This window comes from Deltaproteobacteria bacterium (assembly GCA_019308905.1).
Lineage (GTDB): Bacteria > Desulfobacterota > BSN033 > WVXP01 > WVXP01 > JAFDHF01.
The window spans coordinates 1-20,411 of the sequence record JAFDHF010000074.1; the positions used below are offsets into that span (position 1 = coordinate 1).

The 20,411-nt window shown below is 53.4% G+C and carries 18 protein-coding genes; 8 read left to right on the plus strand and 10 right to left on the minus strand.

Features of this window, described 5'->3' with window-relative positions; genetic code table 11:
- The 5 genes from JRJ26_17955 to JRJ26_17975 all read right to left on the minus strand — a co-directional run.
- On the minus strand, positions 1 to 254 hold a 254-nt coding region (locus JRJ26_17955; protein ID MBW2059376.1), incomplete at its 3' end, for an MCE family protein.
- A 24-nt stretch (positions 255 to 278) separates the two neighbouring features.
- Positions 279 to 1,052 (minus strand): ATP-binding cassette domain-containing protein, encoded by a 774-nt coding sequence (locus tag JRJ26_17960; GenBank protein ID MBW2059377.1) that lies wholly within the window; start codon positions 1,050 to 1,052, stop codon positions 279 to 281.
- Positions 1,053 to 1,058: 6 nt separating this feature from the next.
- Positions 1,059 to 2,216: an ABC transporter permease gene (locus JRJ26_17965; GenBank protein MBW2059378.1), complete on the minus strand. Its 1,158-nt coding sequence runs from the start codon at positions 2,214 to 2,216 to the stop codon at positions 1,059 to 1,061.
- Positions 2,217 to 2,342: 126 nt separating this feature from the next.
- Positions 2,343 to 2,996 carry a two pore domain potassium channel family protein gene (locus JRJ26_17970; GenBank protein MBW2059379.1) on the minus strand — a complete coding sequence of 218 codons (654 nt, stop codon included), beginning with the start codon at positions 2,994 to 2,996 and terminating at the stop codon, positions 2,343 to 2,345.
- Positions 2,997 to 3,137: 141 nt separating this feature from the next.
- On the minus strand, positions 3,138 to 3,836 hold the full coding sequence (locus JRJ26_17975) for a cytochrome c (protein MBW2059380.1): 699 nt from the start codon (positions 3,834 to 3,836) through the stop codon (positions 3,138 to 3,140).
- 330 nt (positions 3,837 to 4,166) lie between these two features.
- On the opposite strand from JRJ26_17975, the gene JRJ26_17980 reads away from it, so the two are divergent.
- From JRJ26_17980 to JRJ26_18015, 8 genes are all read left to right on the plus strand, one after another.
- Entirely contained in the window at positions 4,167 to 4,823 is a 657-nt protein-coding gene (locus tag JRJ26_17980; protein MBW2059381.1) for a GntR family transcriptional regulator, read from the plus strand.
- Between the two features lie 302 nt (positions 4,824 to 5,125).
- Positions 5,126 to 6,538, plus strand: coding sequence for a sodium:solute symporter family protein (locus tag JRJ26_17985; GenBank protein ID MBW2059382.1), 1,413 nt, complete (start codon positions 5,126 to 5,128; stop codon positions 6,536 to 6,538).
- Positions 6,539 to 6,939: 401 nt separating this feature from the next.
- Positions 6,940 to 7,818 (plus strand): MBL fold metallo-hydrolase, encoded by an 879-nt coding sequence (locus tag JRJ26_17990; protein ID MBW2059383.1) that lies wholly within the window; start codon positions 6,940 to 6,942, stop codon positions 7,816 to 7,818.
- 39 nt (positions 7,819 to 7,857) lie between these two features.
- On the plus strand, positions 7,858 to 8,781 hold the full coding sequence (locus JRJ26_17995; GenBank protein MBW2059384.1) for a branched-chain amino acid ABC transporter permease: 924 nt from the start codon (positions 7,858 to 7,860) through the stop codon (positions 8,779 to 8,781).
- A gap of 1 nt (position 8,782) precedes the next feature.
- Entirely contained in the window at positions 8,783 to 9,706 is a 924-nt protein-coding gene (locus tag JRJ26_18000; protein MBW2059385.1) for a branched-chain amino acid ABC transporter permease, read from the plus strand.
- 15 nt (positions 9,707 to 9,721) lie between these two features.
- On the plus strand, positions 9,722 to 10,510 hold the full coding sequence (locus JRJ26_18005) for an ABC transporter ATP-binding protein (GenBank protein MBW2059386.1): 789 nt from the start codon (positions 9,722 to 9,724) through the stop codon (positions 10,508 to 10,510).
- A 10-nt stretch (positions 10,511 to 10,520) separates the two neighbouring features.
- Positions 10,521 to 11,228: an ABC transporter ATP-binding protein gene (locus JRJ26_18010; GenBank protein ID MBW2059387.1), complete on the plus strand. Its 708-nt coding sequence runs from the start codon at positions 10,521 to 10,523 to the stop codon at positions 11,226 to 11,228.
- Between the two features lie 159 nt (positions 11,229 to 11,387).
- The gene (locus tag JRJ26_18015; GenBank protein ID MBW2059388.1) at positions 11,388 to 12,527 is read left to right on the plus strand and encodes an ABC transporter substrate-binding protein; all 1,140 of its coding nucleotides are present in this window, start codon (positions 11,388 to 11,390) and stop codon (positions 12,525 to 12,527) included.
- A 638-nt stretch (positions 12,528 to 13,165) separates the two neighbouring features.
- On the opposite strand, the gene JRJ26_18020 is transcribed toward JRJ26_18015, so the two are convergent.
- From JRJ26_18020 to JRJ26_18040, 5 genes are all read right to left on the minus strand, one after another.
- The gene (locus JRJ26_18020) at positions 13,166 to 13,972 is read right to left on the minus strand and encodes a proline/glycine betaine ABC transporter permease (protein MBW2059389.1); all 807 of its coding nucleotides are present in this window, start codon (positions 13,970 to 13,972) and stop codon (positions 13,166 to 13,168) included.
- A 184-nt stretch (positions 13,973 to 14,156) separates the two neighbouring features.
- Entirely contained in the window at positions 14,157 to 15,377 is a 1,221-nt protein-coding gene (locus JRJ26_18025; GenBank protein ID MBW2059390.1) for a glycine betaine/L-proline ABC transporter ATP-binding protein, read from the minus strand.
- Between the two features lie 563 nt (positions 15,378 to 15,940).
- The gene (locus tag JRJ26_18030) at positions 15,941 to 16,138 is read right to left on the minus strand and encodes a transposase (GenBank protein ID MBW2059391.1); all 198 of its coding nucleotides are present in this window, start codon (positions 16,136 to 16,138) and stop codon (positions 15,941 to 15,943) included.
- 103 nt (positions 16,139 to 16,241) lie between these two features.
- Positions 16,242 to 17,270 (minus strand): glycine betaine ABC transporter substrate-binding protein, encoded by a 1,029-nt coding sequence (locus JRJ26_18035; GenBank protein MBW2059392.1) that lies wholly within the window; start codon positions 17,268 to 17,270, stop codon positions 16,242 to 16,244.
- 389 nt (positions 17,271 to 17,659) lie between these two features.
- Positions 17,660 to 19,723: a molybdopterin-dependent oxidoreductase gene (locus JRJ26_18040; GenBank protein ID MBW2059393.1), complete on the minus strand. Its 2,064-nt coding sequence runs from the start codon at positions 19,721 to 19,723 to the stop codon at positions 17,660 to 17,662.
- Positions 19,724 to 20,411: the final 688 nt, after the last annotated feature.

The following is a 20,411-nucleotide window of genomic DNA, read 5'->3' on the forward strand; positions in this document are numbered from 1 at the left end:
CTGGTCGGAGCCGTGGATGGAAAATACTCTGAACTCACAAAGGTGATCTCTTCGACCTTCCCGCATTGAACCCCCCGCAGCTTGACCGGAGACCCGACTTCCAGCCCCTGGACGGATCCGTCTATATAGGTCTCCATCATCATCTTCTCGCGAAAAAGGGCACCGGCTCCCAGAACGATGATCGCAATGACGGCGATCGTCATCGCGCTGATAACAAACAGGCCGATCTTGAAATAGCTCGCTTTTGCACTCATATCCGCCTCACTGCTCCATCACGCCTATCCGGACACCTGAACGGCCGCCTCCCGGCTGAAAAACTGACGGACCCAAGGATTGTCGCTGTGATCCCGTAGATCCTGGGGCCGCCCCATTGCAACGATCTTCTTGACCCGCTTATCCAACATGATCACCCGATCGGCGATTGTGTATATGCTTGGAAGCTCGTGGGAGACAACGACAAAAGTGATCCGCAGACTCCGAACGAGATTGAGGATGAGTTGATCCACCTCGGCCGAGGTGATGGGGTCCAACCCTGCGGAGGGCTCGTCGAGAAAGAGGATCTGGGGATCGAGGGCCATGGCCCTGGCAATGGCGGCCCGCTTCTGCATGCCCCCGCTGAGCTCCGAGGGCATGTGGTTCTCGAACCCGCTCAACCCCACAAGGGCCAGCTTCATTCGAGCAACGAGATTCATGGCTGACGGAGGGAGGTCCGTGAATTCTTCCAGGGGGAGCCGGACGTTTTCCAGCAAAGTCATGGAACCGAAAAGCGCACCGTTCTGGTACATGACCCCGATCTTCCTGAGAATCTCGAGGCGTTCTTCTCTCTCGGCCGATACGATGTCCTGCCCGTCGATCAGGATCCTGCCGGAGGCGGGTTTGTACAGACCGATCATCTGCTTCATCAGGGTGGTCTTCCCACAACCCGAACCCCCGAGGATAATGAAGACCTCTCCCCGATTCACCTCGAAGGAGATATCGTCGATGATCACCGACTCTCCGTAGGCAACGGTCAGGTTCTCAACGCGAATAATGGGGCGCGAATTCTGGTCCATTGGTTCTCAAATCCCGAGGTAGAAGAAAAGGACCCCGAAGATCCCATCGGTAAGAACGATGAGCAGGATCCCGCTGACCACGGCCCGCGTGGCGGCCTCTCCCACGGCACTGGCGCCGGTTTTGGTCTCCAGGCCGCGCAAGCATCCGATTCCTGCTATCAGCATACCAAAAACAAAGGCTTTGAAAAGCCCCCCCGCAAGGTCTATGACGCCGACCGAGGCGACGATCCGGTTCACGTAGGTCACCAGCGGATAACCCAGGGAAAGGAAGACAACCAGCCCCCCTATCACGCCGAGGAGGTTGGAGAAAACAGTCAGCAGCGGGGTGGTGGCCAGAGCCCCGATCAACCTGGTCACCACGAGGAACCGCACCGGATCGAGCCCCATGGTGGTCAGGGCATCTATCTCCTCGTTCACCTTCATGGTCCCCAACTCGGCAGCAAAGGCGGAGCCGGACCGGCCTGCCAGCACAATGGCGGTCATGAGGGGACCGAGCTCCCGAACCATGGCGATGGCAACCAGGTCGGCCACGAACATATCAGCCCCGAATTGGCGCATGGGGATAGCCGATTGAAAAGCCATGATCAACCCCATCAGGAAACTGATCAGGGCGATGATGGGTAAGGCATTGACGCCTGCGGTCTCGGCGACGAGGAAAGCGTCTTTCCACCGCACAGCACGCGGATTCAACAGGGCATGCAGGAGAGCGACACAAACCTCCCCCACAAATGCAATCAGGGTATGGAGATCCTGCCAGACCCCGGCGGCCGCCCGCCCCACCTCTTCAGGAACAGACAGCGGTTTGGCCTTTTCGCCCTCGATCTCCTTGAGCGGCTCTGACGCAAACAGATCCAGGAGTCGTTGGAATTCGGGCCGGAGGCCGCGAATCTCGATCTCTCCACCAGCCCCTTCCTGCCGACGGCGAAGCTCCAGGAGCAAACCGATCCCGGTTCCATCGCAGTAATCGACTCCCGATGCATCGACCACAACCCGAGGGGACGAGGCCTTCTCCAGAAGCCCTAATGCCTCACGCCACATTCCGCCCGTGGTGGTCGAATCGAGACGGCCCTCGATCCTCACCGTGAGAAGCCCCTCTTGGCCGGCCTCGACACGGATCGACGGCCGGGTTTCCCCTTCCGTCTCAAGGAGTGAGTTCTTAAGCATCATTCCTCCCTATTTCTGTATGATACCATCGCCCCATCCGGGCCTGCAACCAGAACCGTCCTAATGGATCGAACCACCGCCTCCCGGATCCCGGTGAAGAACCCACGTCCAAAAGACATGGGTTCTTCACTTACCAGAAGACTGTGAGATATGGACCCCCACCAGTCTTGCGATCAAGACACCCAGATATAGCTGGCCGATGACGGCCTCAAGGACCGAGAGGGAACGGGCCGGAGTGGTCACCGGCGTGATATCTCCGTAACCCAGTGTAGTCTGGGTAACGAAGCTGTAGTATATCAGATTGCTCCCACCAACAGCCTGACCCTCTCCAAACCGAAAAGACCCGGGCAGAAGGCTTTCCATCATGGCAAAAGCAAAGCCCCACATCAATCCGATGAAGAAGTAAACACAGGCAGCACCCATTATCGTGTCAAAGGTAACCTCATCTTGTCTGAACACGTAAGACAGGAACATGACCGTTGTATAGCCAAAAAAGAGAACCATAAAACCATCTTCCATCAGAATGAGAGAAGGGCTCTCCACGAAGTGTGTCAACCAGAGCCCAATAAACGGCGGGAGACCGATCAACAAACCGATGACCAGAGGGCGCCTCTTCTTGCTGACAGCGTAGATTGCGGAAAAAAGAATCAGCGACAGGAATATGTCAAGGAGGACACCGATTTCAGCGTATTCCTCGATGAAAGGCCGAACTACGAAATAGAGCATTAATGACATGAAAAGAAAAAGGAATTTCTCCCTGAAAGGGTGCGGAACAACCATTCCAGCCTCGCGGTCGCGCGTTCATCCGAATACCGGACGATCACGGGCCCATATTCTGGCCTGCAACTCTGATCTTGTGCAACGGCGCTGCACAGAGCCGTGATCTCGGCCTCTCTCCACTGAAAGGGGCCTCGGCCTCCGTCAAAGACTCCGGAGAAACGCAAGGAGCGCCTCAACATCTTCTTTTGAGAGTTGGGCAAAAGGAGGCATGTCGCGAAAGGGTGTTTTCAACTGTCTTAGCACGTTCTCTTCCGTCACGGGCCAGCCGCTCGTGGGAAGCCTCTCCAGGCCAAAAAGCCCCTTCAAACCCGGGCCGATTCTCGTATCGGTCCTGTCGGCAAAGTGGCATCCAGAACAACTGCCGCCGAAGACAACAGCTCCATCCAGGGCAAGCCCCTCCCCACGGCCCCCGCCTGGCAGAGGCGGCGAGGTTCCCCTCATGGTGAAATAGTAACCCCCCGAGCTTGCCCATGTCAGAACGGTCAGCACCACGACGGCAAACCCAAAGGAAGTGGCCATGGAGTAATACTTTCGGTAGAAGCGGACCACCGCAAGCTTGAGACAGAGCAGGAGGAGGGTGGCCACCGCCAGGCCGCCGTGAAGAGCAGCTCTTGCCGAGAGTTCCTGCCCAGAGACCCTCATCACCCTGAGGCAAAAATAGGAGAGCAAGAGGAACAGGACGATGTAGGCGCCTCCCGAGATCCTATGAATCAACCGGAGAGATCCCGGGCTGAACCGCCTTTCGGCCCGCCCCGAAAGCTCGAGCATGACAACCAGGTTAACGACCGCCAACCCCACCAGCGGGAGCGAGAGAACAGACTTGGTCCACAGAGTCACCATGCCGGCAAAGCTCCGCCTTCCCTACAAAAACCCTGCCCCCTGAGAAGTTCCTTCCGCGACTCTTAGAAAGAATAGTAAAATCATCGCTCCATAGTCAAGTCCGGCATTCCCGCCTCTCTCCAAGGAGAGCCCTCCTCTTGTTCTGGGGGACCATGGAGAAAGAATTCTCCAAAGGCCCCGTGCTGCACGATGCTTGATTTGTCCGCCGACTGTCCGCTTCAGGCCTCCCCTTCTGCAAGACAGACTTTCTCAGGCGAAGAGAAAATCTCGTGGAGGCTAGAGCTTGACTTATGTTTGTAGACAATAGACAATAGACACGGAGCGAGAACCATGGAAATCCGGGGTGTAACCAAAAGCCTTGTGGAGTATCTCAGAACCCAGATCATCACAGGAAACCTGCCCCCAGGGCAGAAGCTGAACGAGATCCGGTTATCCTCGGATCTCGGCGTGAGTCGCCCTCCCCTACGGGAAGCCTTTCGCATACTGGAACACGATCGGCTCGTCGCCAGCATTCCCAGAAAGGGGACCTACGTCACAGGGATATCACCTGAGGATCTCCAGGAGGTCTATGAGGCCAGGGAGATGATCGAGTGCTATGCCATCGACCTTCTTGAAGCCAAGAATATCACGGACTTGCCCCAGATGGCTTCTGCTTTGGCCAAAGCCTCCCGTTTGTCTATCCCGTCTCATGTGGATTCGCACGAAATGTTACTCTACCGTGAAACCTTTGCTGATTACCACATCAAACTGGTTGAATCAGCGGGTAATTCTCGGATAAGTCACTTTTACCAGACCATTTCCTCCAGTCTGGCTCGATATGAATACATGCATTTCTCCATGCCCGAGGCAGCTAGACGTTCTCTTGAAGAGCATCAGCAGATTCTGAACCTCATTAGGACGGCTGACTATCACCAGGCCAAGGAATGTCTGAGAAGTCATCTCGCATATACCACTCAGTTTCCCAAAGGGATTCTTACAGAGGGATGAATGAGGAAAAATGAGAGAACTTACCGGTGACACTGCCACAAGGGCGCACGGCACTAGCAGGGCAGCCAATCTTGTGATGAATTGGGTTGTTTTCACGGAAGGATTGGGCTGGTATCGCGTCTTGGAGTTGATCTATCATACCTCTTTGAGGAACTGATGCGGTTGTCTTCAATAGGGTCAGACGATTTGATAAGGGGGGTGATACAAAGGAACTAGAAAATTGGGGATAGTTGATGTTGTAGACCTTTATTGAATGCTCAATCTCTGTCTCGAGCAACACCAAAAACGAAAGGAGAAAAGTGATGATTGGAATCGATTGGGTAATGATGATTGTCTATTTTGTCATCCTGGTTTTCATGGGAATCGCAGCAGTGCGAAGTCTCAAATCGATGGACGACTTTGCTATCGCAGGCCACAGGGTGCCGGCAACCGTTGTCTTTGCGACTCTTTCAGCCTCCTTCATCGGGGCCGGTTATACCATGGGGACAGCCGCCAAAGGGTATAGTGGGGGTATAGGATTTCTATTCATAATTGGTGCCTTCTCCATACAGACAACCCTCGTTGGGATATTTATTGCTCCCAAACTAAGGGAGTATGAACATGCCTATACCATCGGCGATGTTATGGGGTATCACTTCGGCCCGCTCGCAAGGCTTCTCACAGGTGTTATTGCGATTATTTTTTGTGCGGGTATCGTGGGGGTTGTGGCTCGTGCTTCGGGTTTTGTTTTACAGAGTGTGGCAGGTATTCCATTTGTTTATGCCGTTATTCTCAGTGCTGGGATCGTCGTCCTTTATGCCGCAATTGGTGGTATGTGGTCGGTGGTTCAGACGGACATCTTGCAGTTCGTAGTCATCGTGATCGCCATACCATTGACACTTCTACTTGGGCTCTCCGACGTGGGTGGCGTAGGGGGCCTAGTGGAGAAAATCCCTGGGGAATTCCTAAGACCGTTTCACAATTTTTCCTTTCTGGTGTTTATCGGGCCCTTTCTCGGATTTTTGCTGGGAGAAACCCTCGTCCCGCCTTACGCCCAACGGGCCTTTGTTTCTACGGATGTAAAGGGGGCACGTACCGGGTTCATCGCCGCAGGAATATATTCGTTCATTTGGTTTTTCATCGTAATAGCCATCGGAATCGTGGCCTATCCCCTGGTGCCGGGTGCGGACCCTGATGCTGCCATGGTGGAGATGGTCTTGAAGATTCTACCTCACGGGATGATTGGTTTTGCCATTGCCTCGATTGTATGTGTGATCATGTCAACCCAGGACTCCTTTCTCAATTCCGGGGCCACACACTTCTACCGTGATATCTACAAGCCCTTCTTCCATCCTACGGTTAGTGATCGCGGAGCCATCCTGGTAGGCAGGACCTTTACGATCATTATGGGTGTTCTGGGGATTATCTTTGCCATCTCCATACCTTCCCTTATTGACGGCCTCCTGTACATCTATGCATTGTGGGCCCCAACGATCATCCTCCCGCTGGTGATCGTGGTACTATGGAAAAAGGCCAGCCCCTATTGTGGGGTGTACGCCATCGTCTTTGGTGGACTCGTTACAGCGCTCTGGATCTGGGTCTTCAAGAAACCCTGGGGGCTTGACGGCTTGGTTCCGGGGATTATCGCAAATCAGATAGCCTTCTGGGTTGTTCATTATCTTACAAAGGACTGGAAAGAAATCTCCCGGGTATTCGCACCGGAATCGAGCTCGTAATGAAAGGAGAAAGGTATGTTCACCTTTGCTATATACGTATTTCCAATAGCTTCCATAATCGTGGGGATTTGGGTGATCATCAGCGGATTTACCTTTTTTTATAGAACCAGTCTCCGCGGTGAATGATCTGTAGGGCTCTGCTAAATTCTTGCCTACCAATGATACGGGTTTGTCTGGAGGTTTATCCATACTAACTCGTATGGCTGTTTAGCAGGGTGCTCTCGGCGGAATTGGCTAGGGTCGGAAGCTTCGTCTGAGGATCAGGACCAATAAGGGCTAATTCCGACGTCTACACTGGGGTCCTAGTATTGTAAGCGACGAGTCCCACCTCCCAGCGACAGAGGGAGACTGTCTCCGCTCGCATCAACTTTACTTCAACCCCTGAGAAGGAGAATTAGATCATGGGCAAAAATGACAGCGTAAACAAGATCGTAATCAGCGTTCTTGCAGAGGACTATGCAGGGTATGACTCCCCCCTTTGGGGAAGCCACGGGATCTCCCTGCTCCTGGAAATCCGCGGTTCGGATCAACCGAAATACATCCTGTTTGATGTCTCCCAGTCGTCCGAAGCCATCCTGCACAATATGGAAATCCTCGGCATCTCTCCCAAGTGTGTGGATCTTATCTTTCTCTCCCACTGCCATTACGACCACACGGGGGGACTGGCCGGCATGGTGAAGGCCATCGCCAAAGAGGATCTGCCGGTCATCGGCCATCCCACCCTGTTCAGGCCTCACTACGTGGTGGACCCCGTGATCAGGCACATCGGGGTCCCTTCAGAGAGCCGCCCGGAGCGACTGGGGAACATGGCCCGGCCGGTTTTGGTCGGATCGTCCTTTTCGCTGATGCCGGGGGTGCTTTCCACGGGTGAAGTCGACCGGGAGGTCTCCTTTGAGAAATCACCGACCTTGAATACCTTCACAGAAGAAAAGGGCGAACTGGTCCCTGACGGGATAAGAGACGATCTTTCCCTTGTTGTCAGGATAGACAGCAAGGGCATTGCAGTCATAACGGGATGCTCCCACGCGGGGATCGTCAACATAGTCCAGCAGGCGATTCGTATAACCGGTGAAAGGAGGGTCTGCGCCGTAATAGGGGGGCTTCATCTGATCGATGCAGACGAGGACAGGATCGCCAGGACCGGTCAGGCGTTGATGGATCTCGAGGTAGAGAACCTCTACGTGGGCCACTGCACCGGGCTCCGGGGAGAGGCACATCTACTTGGGTTGTTCAGGGATCGCTTGCACAAGCTCCACAGCGGCATGCGAATCGAGCTGTAGCATCTCCTCCCCTCGGCCGGGAGGAGAGACGAGTAAGGCATGAGTATCACCCAGATCATCATAAACAGCCTTATCAGGGCTTCTGTTTTGTGTACGCTGAGTATAGGTCTGACCCTCGTCTACGACATCCTGAAGTTCGCCAACTTCGCCCATGTCGAACTCGCCGCCTTTGCGGCCTATATGGGCTTCTTTTTCAATGTGACCCTGGGTTGGAATATCGTCGTTTCGGCGGCCCTTGCGACCCTCGCCACTGGTGTGCTGGCCATGGCTCTGGACCGGACGGTCTTCAAGAGGCTCCGCATGACCCATCCGATCATCGTCATGATCGCCTCTTTCGGCCTGGCCATAGCTATCCGCAACACGCTCCGTGCCATATGGGGACCCCGCCCGCGGTCTTTCGCCATCGGGCTCCAGAAACCGATCCTGGTACTCGGGGCTCGAATCACCATGGTCCAGATCCTTCTCCTGTTGGCCACCCTTTCCTCTATCATCGCTCTCCATCTCTTTCTCCACAAAACAAGGCTCGGCAACTCGATAAGGGCGACGTCGGACAACCCCGAACTCGCACAGGCCAGGGGAATCTCCACAGAGGTGGTCATACAATGGACCTGGTTTGTTGCGGGGTGCTTTGCCGGTTTGGCCGGGGTGCTTTACGCCCTGGAAACGGAGATAGAACCAAACATGGGTTTTTCCCTGATCATACCGGTTTTCTGCGCCACCATACTGGGAGGCCTTGGAAACCCTTACGGCGCCATGCTCGGAGCTATCGCCCTCGGGCTGGCCGAGAATTTCGGCATCTATTTCGATTTCGGCCGGATCCTCAGCCTGGGAGGTTTGCTGGGTATTTCCAGGCCCCTGTGGATACCAACGGCTTATAAACAAGCCATTGCCTTCTTCATTCTGGTGGTGATTCTGCTCATGCGACCCTCGGGAATACTCGGGAGAAAGGTGAGAAGCGAGTGAGATGGAGGGGCTAATCCGCTTTTTGGTACATCTGGCAATCATGACCGAGATATACGGAATACTCAGCCTCACCCTGAACTTCCAGTTCGGGCTGACAGGATTGGCGAACTTCGGCCATGTCGCCTTTTTCATGCTGGGAGCATATGTTTCCACCATCCTCCTGCTTGTGGCCCACTGCTCTTTTCCCGTGGCTCTGGCGGGTTCGGTCGTTGCATGCGGGATTTTCGGGCTCCTCATAGCCATCCCCACGTCTCGACTCAAGGCGGATTACTGGGCGATCTCCACCCTGGCGGTGGCCGAAATCCTCAGGAAGTTCTTCTATAACGAGAAATGGATCGTAGGCGGCGGGTATTATAGGGGAGGGGCTCACGGGATCGGTGGGATTCCCGCACCTCTGGAAGACGTCTTTTCAGCCGGAGCATACCCTTTCTTCTATCTCGTCTTCGCCGGTGCCTTCCTGGCATCCGTCTATCTGATCCTGGAAAGGCTCACCCATTCCCCCTTTGGAAGGGTCCTCAAGACGATAAGAGAAGAAGAGGTCCTCTCGGAAGTTCTGGGCAAAGACACAGCGGTCTTCAAGATGAAAGCCATGGGGATCAGCGGCGCTCTTGCCGGTGTGGCGGGAACCCTCTACGCTTCCTATCTCGGGTTCATCGGCCCGGACCAGTTCATGCCCCTCGTCACTTTCATTGTCTGGGCCATGATCGTACTTGGAGGGCTGGGAAACACCCGGGGCGCCCTGCTGGGAGCCGTGGTCATCCAGGCCTTCTACAGCTCGACCCGTTACTTCAAGGACTACATACCGATCCCAGCCGACCGGCTGGCATCGATAAGAATGGTAGCAATCGGGGTTTTGATCGTCCTTACCATCCTGTTCCTCAAGGAGGGACTCCTGAGGGAGAAGAAGAAGATTTACAGGTGGTAGAAAGGGGAGAGGTCGGTGCTCTCTGTCAGAAACATAGACAAGAGTTTCGGCGGCCTTCAGGTGTTGAGGAGAGTTTCCCTCGATGTGGAGCCCTGTTCGGTAACCGGCCTGGTTGGTCCCAACGGCTCGGGCAAGACCACCCTCTTCAATATCATATCCGGACTCTATCCCAAGGATGCCGGAGAGATTCTCTTCAAAGGGGAGAAGATCGACGGGCTCTCCCCCAGTGCCCGGGCAAAAAAAGGCCTCTGCCGAACCTTCCAGGTCGCAAAGGTTCCAATGAAGATGACCGTCTTGGAGAACATGCTCCTTGCCGCAAGAAATCAGGCAGGAGAAGAAGTCACAAGTGCCCTGTTCGCATGGCGGCGGGTCTCTGCCACGGAGAAAGCCAACCTCGACAGGGCCCTGGAACTCCTGCAAATAATGAGACTCGATACCCTTGGAAACGAGTACGCGGCCAATCTCTCCGGCGGGCAGAAAAAGCTCCTCGCCCTGGCAAGGGCTCTCATGGCCGACTCGGACCTGCTGCTGTTGGACGAGCCCTCTGCCGGCGTCAATCCGACACTTACGGCCCAACTGCTTGAGCTCATACGGGACCTGAAAAAGAAGGGCAAGACCTTTTTCATCATCGAACACAACATGAAAGTGATCAGTGCAATATGTGACATGGTCTATGTTCTCGACTCTGGGGAGAAAATCGCCGAAGGGACGCCTGCGGAGATCCAACAAAACAAGAAAGTCCTCAGGGCCTACCTGTCCGGGAAAAGATGGGGTCGAGCCGTTCAAACCGGGCAGGGTTCCTAGAGGGGCAATCATGGGAATACTCGACGTGGACCACGTGTTTTCAGGCTACGGGGATGTGGATGTCCTCCAGGGAGTCTCGCTGGCCGTTGAAGCCAACGAGATAGTGACTATCATCGGTCCGAACGGGGCCGGCAAATCGACATTGCTCAAAACCATCATGGGCTATCTCATACCGACCCGGGGCACGGTCTACTTCCAGGGCGAAAACGTAACCCGCCTCCGGCCTGACCACAAGGTGCGGAAGGGGATCGGTTATGTCCCCCAACTCCGGAACGTCTTCCCGAGCCTTACGGTGGAGGAGAATCTCCGGATGGGCGGGTACATAGAGGAGAAGAGAACGGTCAAGGAAAGGATCGATGAGATGTATGCTCTCTTTCCGGTGCTCGGGGATAGAAAGGACCAGCGGGTTGAGATCATGAGCGGGGGCCAGCGGCAGATGGTTGCCATGGCCCAGGCGTTGATGACGCGACCGAGGCTTCTGCTGCTGGATGAACCCTCAGCAGGACTGGCTCCTATGGTGTCTGACTCCATATTTGAGAACATAGAGAAGATCCGCCAGAGAGGGGCTGCCGTCGTGATCGTCGAACAGGATGCCTACCGGTCGCTGGCCATATCAGAGAGGGGATACGTACTGGCGGTGGGACAGAATGTCCTGGAGGACGCTGCCCGGAGTATCCTCGAGAACGACAAGATCCGGGAGACCTATCTGGGGGGATGATACAGGAAGGCGGGATCTCCTATGCCGTCTCGTTGCCCCCTGGGGATCTGCCCCGGATCCGATGCAGGATACCGAGAAAGTCCATGGTGAAGGGAGGTGATGAGAGAGGGTGTCTTGCCGTACCGTGGGTTCAAATAACATCCGAAAGGAGGGAGAGAAATGAAAAGGTTCGCACTAGGAAAACTACTGGTTGTCTTGATTCTGGGGATCACCCTCATCGTTCTGGGAGCCAAAGGAGCAAGGGCAGATGAGAAGGGCCCTGTCAGGTTCGGCTCCCTGGTCATGCTCACGGGCTTCCTGGCCACACCGGGGCTGGACATGCAGAGAGGGGAACAGATCGCCGTTGAGGAGATCAATAAGGCAGGTGGGGTACTCGGAAGAAAGCTCGAGCTGATCTATGAAGACACCGAGTCCACCTCCGAGAAGGCGGTGGAGGCCGTGCGCAAGCTGATCGACATCAACAAGGTGAAGATCATCATAGGAACCTATTCCAGCTGGGCTGGGCTCGCTACGGGCGAGATCACCAACAAGCGGCACATCCTCCAAGTGGCCGTGGCCCCCACTTCGCCCCAGATGCGCAAAGTCGGCCCATATTTCTTCAACATGTCGGCAACGGACGATGTCTTGGCACCCAAGCTCGCGAGGGGAGCGTTCAAGGTCACCGGCGCAAAACGATGGGGTTCCATAATCCAGAACGATCCCTTCGGAATCGGGATCGAGGTTTACACGTGCAAGACCGTAAAGGAACTCGGAGGGGAATGCGTGACCAAGGTCAGGTTTGAACACGGCGAAAAGGACTTTAGGCCCGAACTCCAAAGGCTGTTTTCCGCAAAGCCTGAGGCCGTGTTCTTCACAAGCCAGGGCGAAGACGCAAAGCTCCTTCTGAAACAGATCTACGAACTCGGCCTGAAACCACCCAAAGGGTTCTGGGCCGACTACATGACCATGTGGTCGAGCGACGCCATCCCCGAGACGGCCGAAGGGATCAGGGGGTGGGTCGCCGGTGCCGAAGCCGCACCAGACTATGTCAACAGGTACAGGGAAAAGTACGGCGAACCCCCTTTGACGGTGTGGGGATCATATGCATACGACGCGGTATGGACCGTGTCGATGGCGGTCAACTACGCTCATACAACCGACCCAGAGGTGCTCAAGGATGTGCTTCCCCTCGTAGTCAAACGCTACAAGGGCGTTACAGGAGACAAGACGTTTGACAAAGACGGCATGCAGGCCGACGAGGAGATCCGTTGGATGATCTATCACGATGGAAAGCTAGTTCCCTACGATATAGGGGACTAGGCTGTCTACCCTGGTGTAGCCAGCTTTACATCGGAATCGCCTAATTGCCAGCCCCGTTGGAACGGGGCTGGCAATTCTTTTCTTGCTCCAAGCCCTACCAACATCCGTGATCTTTTCTTGACACAAAAGGGGCCTTCTGCCGCAAAGGGCGTTCCCTTTGATGGGCACCTCCTCTGGTTTTTCACCTGGCAGGATGCGTTTGATCATGTCCAGGAGGAAACTCATGAATCCGGAATCCGAGACGTCTACGATTTTATGCCTTACCTCTTCTCAATTTCCATCGTCCGATGGACGGATGCCAAGAAGAGCGAGAATAGATGCTGCCGGTGCCATCATCACATCGTCATCCGTCATCCCCAATCATGTTCATTGGCTCTGTCCTGGGTCGTGGCAAGGATCCCCAGACTTCAAATCCCGGAGTCTGCTTTGCTACCGGGCCAATCGTGAACCGGGAATGAGCACCGTCGAGTTGTCACGTCGCCTGAGGATTTCCCAGTCAGCGGTGAGTAGGGCATCGTTAAGGGGTGAGAAAATTGCTGTTCAAAGTAACTTCCGTCTGTGAACCATAGGCTAACAAGGTTTTGCACAAAATCATAAGCGTCCCCTAATGTATGTCTAATGTTTTTCCGAGTCCTGCCTCAGCCTCGGGCCTTTTCTGTCCTTCTTCGCTGCTTGCCCAGGCCCTGAGTAATCCTATCCAGCACCATAGCCAGAATAACAATACTGGTCCCCGCCATAACCCCTCGGCCGATATCAATTTGCCCCAACGCCAGGAGAACCTCCCGACCTAGTCCCCCAGCCGCAATCATTGCTGCCAGAACCACCATGCCTAGAGAAAGCATTATGGTCTGGTTGACCCCGGCCATAATCGAGGGCAAGGCGACGGGTAACTGGACTTTGAACAAGAGCTGGTTTTGGGTGGAACCGAAGGCATGGGCGGCCTCCACCAGTTCGGCGGGAACCTGCCTGATGCCCAGATTGGTCAGCCGGACTACTGGGGGCAAGGCGTAGATTACACAAGCCATTACGCCGGGCACTTTACCAATGCCAAAGAACATCAGGGCAGGGATAAGATAGACGAAGGCGGGCATGGTCTGCATCACATCCATTATCGACCTCAATATGGCTTCCACCCGGTTACTGCGGGCAGAGATTATTCCAAGAGGGATGCCCACCGCATTCGAGATAAGCACTGCCGTTGCCATAAGGGCCAGGGTAGCCATGCACAGGTCCCATAATCCGAGCGTAAAAATGAAGTACATCCCGGCCACACTGAATATCGTAGTTCGGCGGCCGGCCAACCACCAGGCAAACAGAGCAACGAGCATAAGAACCGACCACCATGGCAGCCAAAGCATAAACCTCTCGAAGCTATTCAACACCACCGCAGTAACAGCTCCTATGGTATCGAAAACCACTCCCAGGTTGTGTACGAGCCAGTCCATAGCGGCATCCACCCACTTGTCCAAGGGTATCTTGAAATAGCCTCCACGATAGTCGTTAAAAAGCCAGCCCAGCACGATTATGAATCCAACCGCTCCAAGCCTGGCTGATAGAACCGTTACGCTTCGCTTAAGTATTTGTCCGGGCCAAACTGTCGACGTGTTCTCCTTTCCCTTGGATGGGGTATTAGACGGTACCATGAGGATTCTCCTTTCCCGCCAAGGCCCGTAGTAAAACCACGCGTGGCACTTCACCGATAAGTTTCTCATCACCATCAACCACCGCTACCGTGTTATCACAGGCGGCCGTGAGGGGAGTTACTTCTCCAATTGGTTGGTCAGGGCCAACCATTGGGGCTCTCTCGATTGTGATTTCGTCCAGCGTTGTGCAATTACGAGTAAGGGCCTGACTGATATCATCGGCTTTGATAACGCCCATAAGCCTATCCTGGGAATTCACGACGAATGCCTGATCGATGCCCTTCACCTCCATCACCTGCAGGGCCGCCCTAAGCTTCTGACTGGCATATAGTTTTAGCTCTGGCTTCCTCATGATGCTTCTCACCGGTAAGACCTTATCGTGGGAGACGTCGCAGACAAATTGGGCCACGTATTCGTTGCTTGGCGCGGAAACTATTTCTTCCGGAGTGCCTAGCTGAACGATCTCGCCATCCTTCATGATCGCCACCTTGGTACCTAGTTTGAGTGCTTCGTTGAGGTCATGGCTGATAAACACAATGGTCTTCCGCACTTTCGCTACGAGGCTAATAAACTCGTCTTGCATCTGACGACGGATGAGCGGGTCAAGAGCACTGAACGGCTCATCCATGATCAGTATTTCCGGGTCTAGAGCGAGCGCCCTTGCCAGCCCCACCCGCTGTTGCATGCCACCGCTAAGTTCATCAGGGTAAGAGTTCTCCCAGCCCCTGAGACCCACTAGATCAAGCACCTCCCGTGCTTTCTTTTGCCGTAACCCTTTATCCAATCCCTGCAACTCAAGCCCATAGGCGGCGTTTTCGAGTATGGAGCGATGGGGGAACAGTGCGAAATGCTGAAACACCATGGACACTTTGTGGCGCCGTGCCATCCTGAGTTCTGCCTCATTCATGGTAGCGAGATCAATCCCGTCCAGAAGTACTTGCCCCCGGGTTGGCTTGATGAGCCCGTTGAGACAACGGGCCAGGGTAGACTTTCCGCTTCCTGATAGTCCCATGATCATAAATACTTCACCTTCAAGAATATCGAAGGAAACATTTCTTATAGCTATAACATGACCAGTCTGGTCCAGTATCTCCTCCTTGTTCATTGTATCGGTGACCACACTCAAGGCATGTCGTGGAGAAGGCCCAAAGACCTTCCACAGATTCTTACAGGATATTTTGGGCTGGGATATCTGGGTTTCAGTCATGAGTTTTGCCTCAAATCTGTCAAGGTAAACTTGGATCGGCAGTGGAAGGGCTCGCCATCAAGAAACTGCTCGGTAGCTCAACCTACGTGAAAACAATGACTTCATGAGTATAGGCATAATCACGATTTAGGGGTGACAGGAACCGTCGAGGAAGGACTTCCCATCTCGTCCCCTCAATCGTCTCCAATTCGGACAAGTCTCGGGCGGGACAACACTCATGTCCCCTTCCAGCGGATGGAACCCCATAACCATTTCCAGTCATGGGATCAAACAAGTCCTGGCAAGAAACCTCTTCCTCCCTACTTTTCAGTCGATCGTAAACGCTTCTTTACCCCGACCGACTCTTCATAGTCACCTCGGTGGTGTTCTGGGGTCTCGAGGCAATCTTATGCTTTCATCACGACCATCCCCTCTCTTTCATCCTGACGGACGTCAGAACAACGAACATATTTATGTTCTCTTTCAAATTCTCTCCAAGATTCATCGGCTAAGATTCGTCTTTGGAGAATTTGCAAGAGATCCCTCTCATATTGGCAGAACCCATTTCACGGTTGTACGGCGGCTTACCACAGCCGGTCGTGGCCAGGACCCGTGAAACGCCGCTCAACCAGATGAGCCTGGCACACCCAGTTGCGGATGGCCTGGGCCGTGGTGGGCTCAAACTCCCTCGCCACTTGCTCGGCGCCACGCCCAGCCCTCGTCAGCTCCACCATCTGACGACGAAACTCAGGCTCATAAGAGAGTCTTGTTCTCGGCACCATGAACACCTCCTCCCAAAAGATCAAGGTGTCCACAAAACCGGGTCGACTCCATCGTTCCCTACTCTACCCCTCCAACCCACATCATATGCTGATATCATTTCTTTTACTCGATTGCCTCTAACCAGGAATCCACAAGCGCCTTGTTCTTTGACACCCATTCTCGGGCCAAAGCCTCCAGGGTGGCCGGATCATCGCCTTTCTCTTCTACTTGCCCCATCATCCACATGATGTCTTCACCTGATATCTTCATAGCCCTTAACAACTCAACAGCTTTGGGATTCTCAGCCACCCATTTTGCGTTTGCCAGTTTCGGAACATGAGCGAAACCCCAAAACTTCTTAGGGTCTTCCAGATACACGAAAGCCTCACCCCGGGGATAGTGAATGAATATGTCGTTTGGCCAGAAGTTAGACATCAATACCGGTTCATTCTTCTCCATTTTTCCTATTATTGCCGCCGTCAATAGTCGTGCACTCCCCATCTTCTGCTCGTAAAGCTTGTCTAACCCATAAAGGTCGAGAGTTTCGTCGTTGAGTCGCGCACATGCCCATTCAGCAGGACAGCCAAGCAAATCCCCCTTGCCATCCCCATCATCATCAAACAACTTGACAAGCTCCGGATTATTCAAGTCTGGTATGCTTCTAATACCATATTGTTGCGCCTCCCGCTTGCTAACAAAAAACCCCTGGGGAAGATCACCATAAAGAACCCCCAGGTCGACAACCGAACCATTCTCAAAAAACGGCTTGACGGCAGGCTCAGAATTGGGGAACCAGAGGAAAAAGTTAAGTTCAATCTCTCCTCTACTTAACGCTACGGCTGAAGCAACGTCCGAAATTTGCAAAACCTCTACAGTATAGCCTAACTCATCCCCCAATACCACCTGGACGATGTAGGGCGGCAAAAAGTCACCTGACCATCCCCCAACGGGGAAACGAATGTGCTTGGCACTCTTGGTCATACCCGTGGCCGGTACCACGAATATGGCAAAAGCAATCAACAAACACCCGACCAGCCTCCAAAGCAACAGTCTTCTACTAACCATTGTAATCCCCCTTTCAAGATTTTGTAGAGAAATAGTAAATGCCGCAAATCCTGCTATGAACCACGCATTATGAACAACGATGATCACCTCCTTCCCCAAATAATACGGGGCTAGGCTTAAGACGCTCAAGAAGAATCTCTGCCCTCTTCCCCGAACGTGAATCGACTATCCCCACCGAAGAGCTGCCCAGCCCTGCGCCACGTATTAAAGCAGAACCCCTGGTGTAAGTCAACATGGATTCGAAATCCCACGCATTCGACTGCGAGATAGAATCGCTGAATCCAGCAGGCTGATCTTTTTACCAGTTTGGCTTACAAATCAATCATTTCCCTCTGCCCCAGAGGCAATGGTTTCATCCAGGTTGAGTGAGGCTCTTCCATTCTATCCGTGGCCGCTCCCCACATATCCCTGGTCAAACTGAATCGCTCTAATCTGCCAATAGGATATCCAGGTGGGGTCAGATCAAAGACGGTGGTTCAATCCACTTTCTCTATCTTGACGGCTACGTTTTTCAGATTCGGAAATCCACTGATAGGATCATTTGCATGGTCGTTTGTGAGAATGTTGACATTCGCCTTGTCCCATCCGTGGGTTATCTGAAGGACTCCTGGTAGTGCCTCCTTCTCACCCACGACCTTAGCTGCTAGCACGATGGCACCTATCTGTGAAATTATCCGAACCCGTTCCTGGTTCTTGATGCCCAGCCTTCTTGCGTCTGTCGGGTGAATCTCAACTTCAGCCTCTGGGACAGCTTGGATAAATCGCTTGATATTTCGGTACCGCGAATGCAAGAATTGGGGCTTTCTGGCGCCAGTGATCAAGACGAACGGGTATTCCATATTCGGATGATCGCGGTACGGGGGTGGCACATATTCAGGTATCTCAGAAAGACCCAATTCTTTCAAATACCGGGAAGAGAATTCAAATTTCCCCGTGGGCGTTGGGAATGGCTGATGTTGGTACTTCTTATACTCAAAAGAGTCATAAACGTACCCCTCGGGGTGTTTTCTCAACTCCTCAACGGTTACACCCGTGGGCTCTAAGATCCACCGGTTTACGTCTTCTTCGTTCTTCCACGGGAAATACGTTTCACCAAACCCGAGCGAATGAGCTAGGTCATGCCAGAACATATACTCATCCACAATACCTGGGATATCAAGCACTTTGGTGGTCAGCGTAACAAGCTGATACGCTTGATGATAATACAGCTCTGATCTTTCGAGAAAAGAGGCGGCGGGAAGAATATAGTGAGCCAGTTTCGCCGTCTCGGTCAGGAATAGTTCTCGGCAGACCAGCAATTCCAGACTGGCGAAGGCTTTCGCGACCTTTCTTGCATTGGGATTGGTGAGGACCGGATTTGCACCGGTGACAATCAGCCCTCGCAGAGGATACTCTCCGTTACCAAGCATATAATCGATGCCCGTCATTGAGTGACATTGTTTGTCAAACTGGTACAGAACCGGATATTTTTCTGCTCCTACAGGTTTCTCATTCATCAGAGGGAGTTCATCGTAGAGAGTCAATGTTCGGGTACCCATGGGTTTTGCCCAAGGTTCTCCACCTTTGATATCAACAGCCCCGCAGAGCCCTGCGAGGCAGGCCAGGGTCCTGATGGTGTTTACGCCGTTTGTTTGATGTTCCAATGCTATTGCAGTATAATTGGCGATGCGAGGCATGTTTTCCACCAGCATCTTGGCAATTCCGATAACGGTCTCTCTCTGCACCCCTGTTTGCTCCTCCACAAATTCAGGGGTGAATCTATCTGCATACTCCGCGAACAGGTCAAAACCGGCTGAGTATTTCTCCACAAAGGTACGGTCGTAGTTCTTGGTTTTTATTAGGTAACGAGCTAACCCCCAAGCCAAGGCTCCGTCGGTGCCTGGACGGATTTGAACGAAGATATCAGCCTTACGGGCTGTGGTGGAAAGGCGTGGGTCCACAACAATGAGTTTTGCCCCCCCTTTGCGAGCCCTTTCGATCGATCTCATCAGCGGGGGTTGGCTGACGCTGGGATTGGTCCCCCAGAGTATGGTGAGATTCGCATTCTCAAAATCCGGGGAATAGGTATGATATCCTTGGACCAAGCAGTAGGCAGCGTATTGAGCGGTATAGCAAACTGATCCGCTTGAGAAATAGTTCGGCGATCCAAATGCGTGGATGAAACGACGTGCGTATTGCTCCTGTTGAAGAAATCCTATGGCCTCCCCTGTCCACACCGCTACTGATCTTGCACCGTACTTTTCCCTCAGTTCAAGCATCTTGTCTGCTATTTCTTTTATGGCCTGGGTATACGGAATCTCCACAAAAGATCCGCCAACTCCCTTCCTTAAGGGTTTCAGAAGGCGTTCAGGATGATAGACTAGTTCAACAGCGGCTCGTCCCTTGGGGCAGGTCCACCCATGGTTCTGCGGGTGGGCCTCGAAACCAGTGATCTTCGTTATTCTGCCATCTTCGACGTAAACGTTCAGACCGCAATGCTCGTCGCACTGACGGCAGAGGGTCTGAATCTCTCCATTCTTAATAACAGTTTCACCATACATTCATACGTCTCCCTTTAAGAGTGGAGATGACGGTCTTCGCTCTCCTCTTTATCTGATCTTTGGGAACAGTCTCGTTACATATCGAGGCTCTTACCTTCATTGACTCTGCCATTCGCATCGACTCCAACACGAAAATCTCTTCCTCCTCGAACAGTCGTCCCGCTTCTGTTATTGCAGGAATGAATCGTTCGCCGCCTTCGCGACGGAATCTTCCCCCTTAGGTATTCCATTTTTTGCGATCTCCCCGAGTCTCTCCCAGCCACCCTCCCTAATGGATTTCTTGGCATAGCCAATGAATAGCCTTTCCATCACCCCACATCGTCCCACGAATTGCTTTGACGATGAAATGACTTGTCGGTCGTTGGCAGTTTTCTTTCAGAATCCGTTTCATGTCTCCATCGATGTCATAGGGAGCCTATCTCTGACTTGAAGTGCTTGACGGAACTGATGTCGAGATCCAAAGATTCAGCGATTCGACATATAGTTGCCACGCCCCTTGCACTTTGTCAAGTCTCATCTTCGCTGTAAAAAGCCGGGGTCAGGTCTTGAATTATAAGGTTGTAGGGGTTGAGGTGAGGCGCTATGGCAAGACCGCTGCGGATCGAATTTCCAGGTGCAATCTATCATGTGACATCCAGGGGGAACGCCCGGATGAAGATTCCTGAAGACAAACGTGACAGGAGGAGGT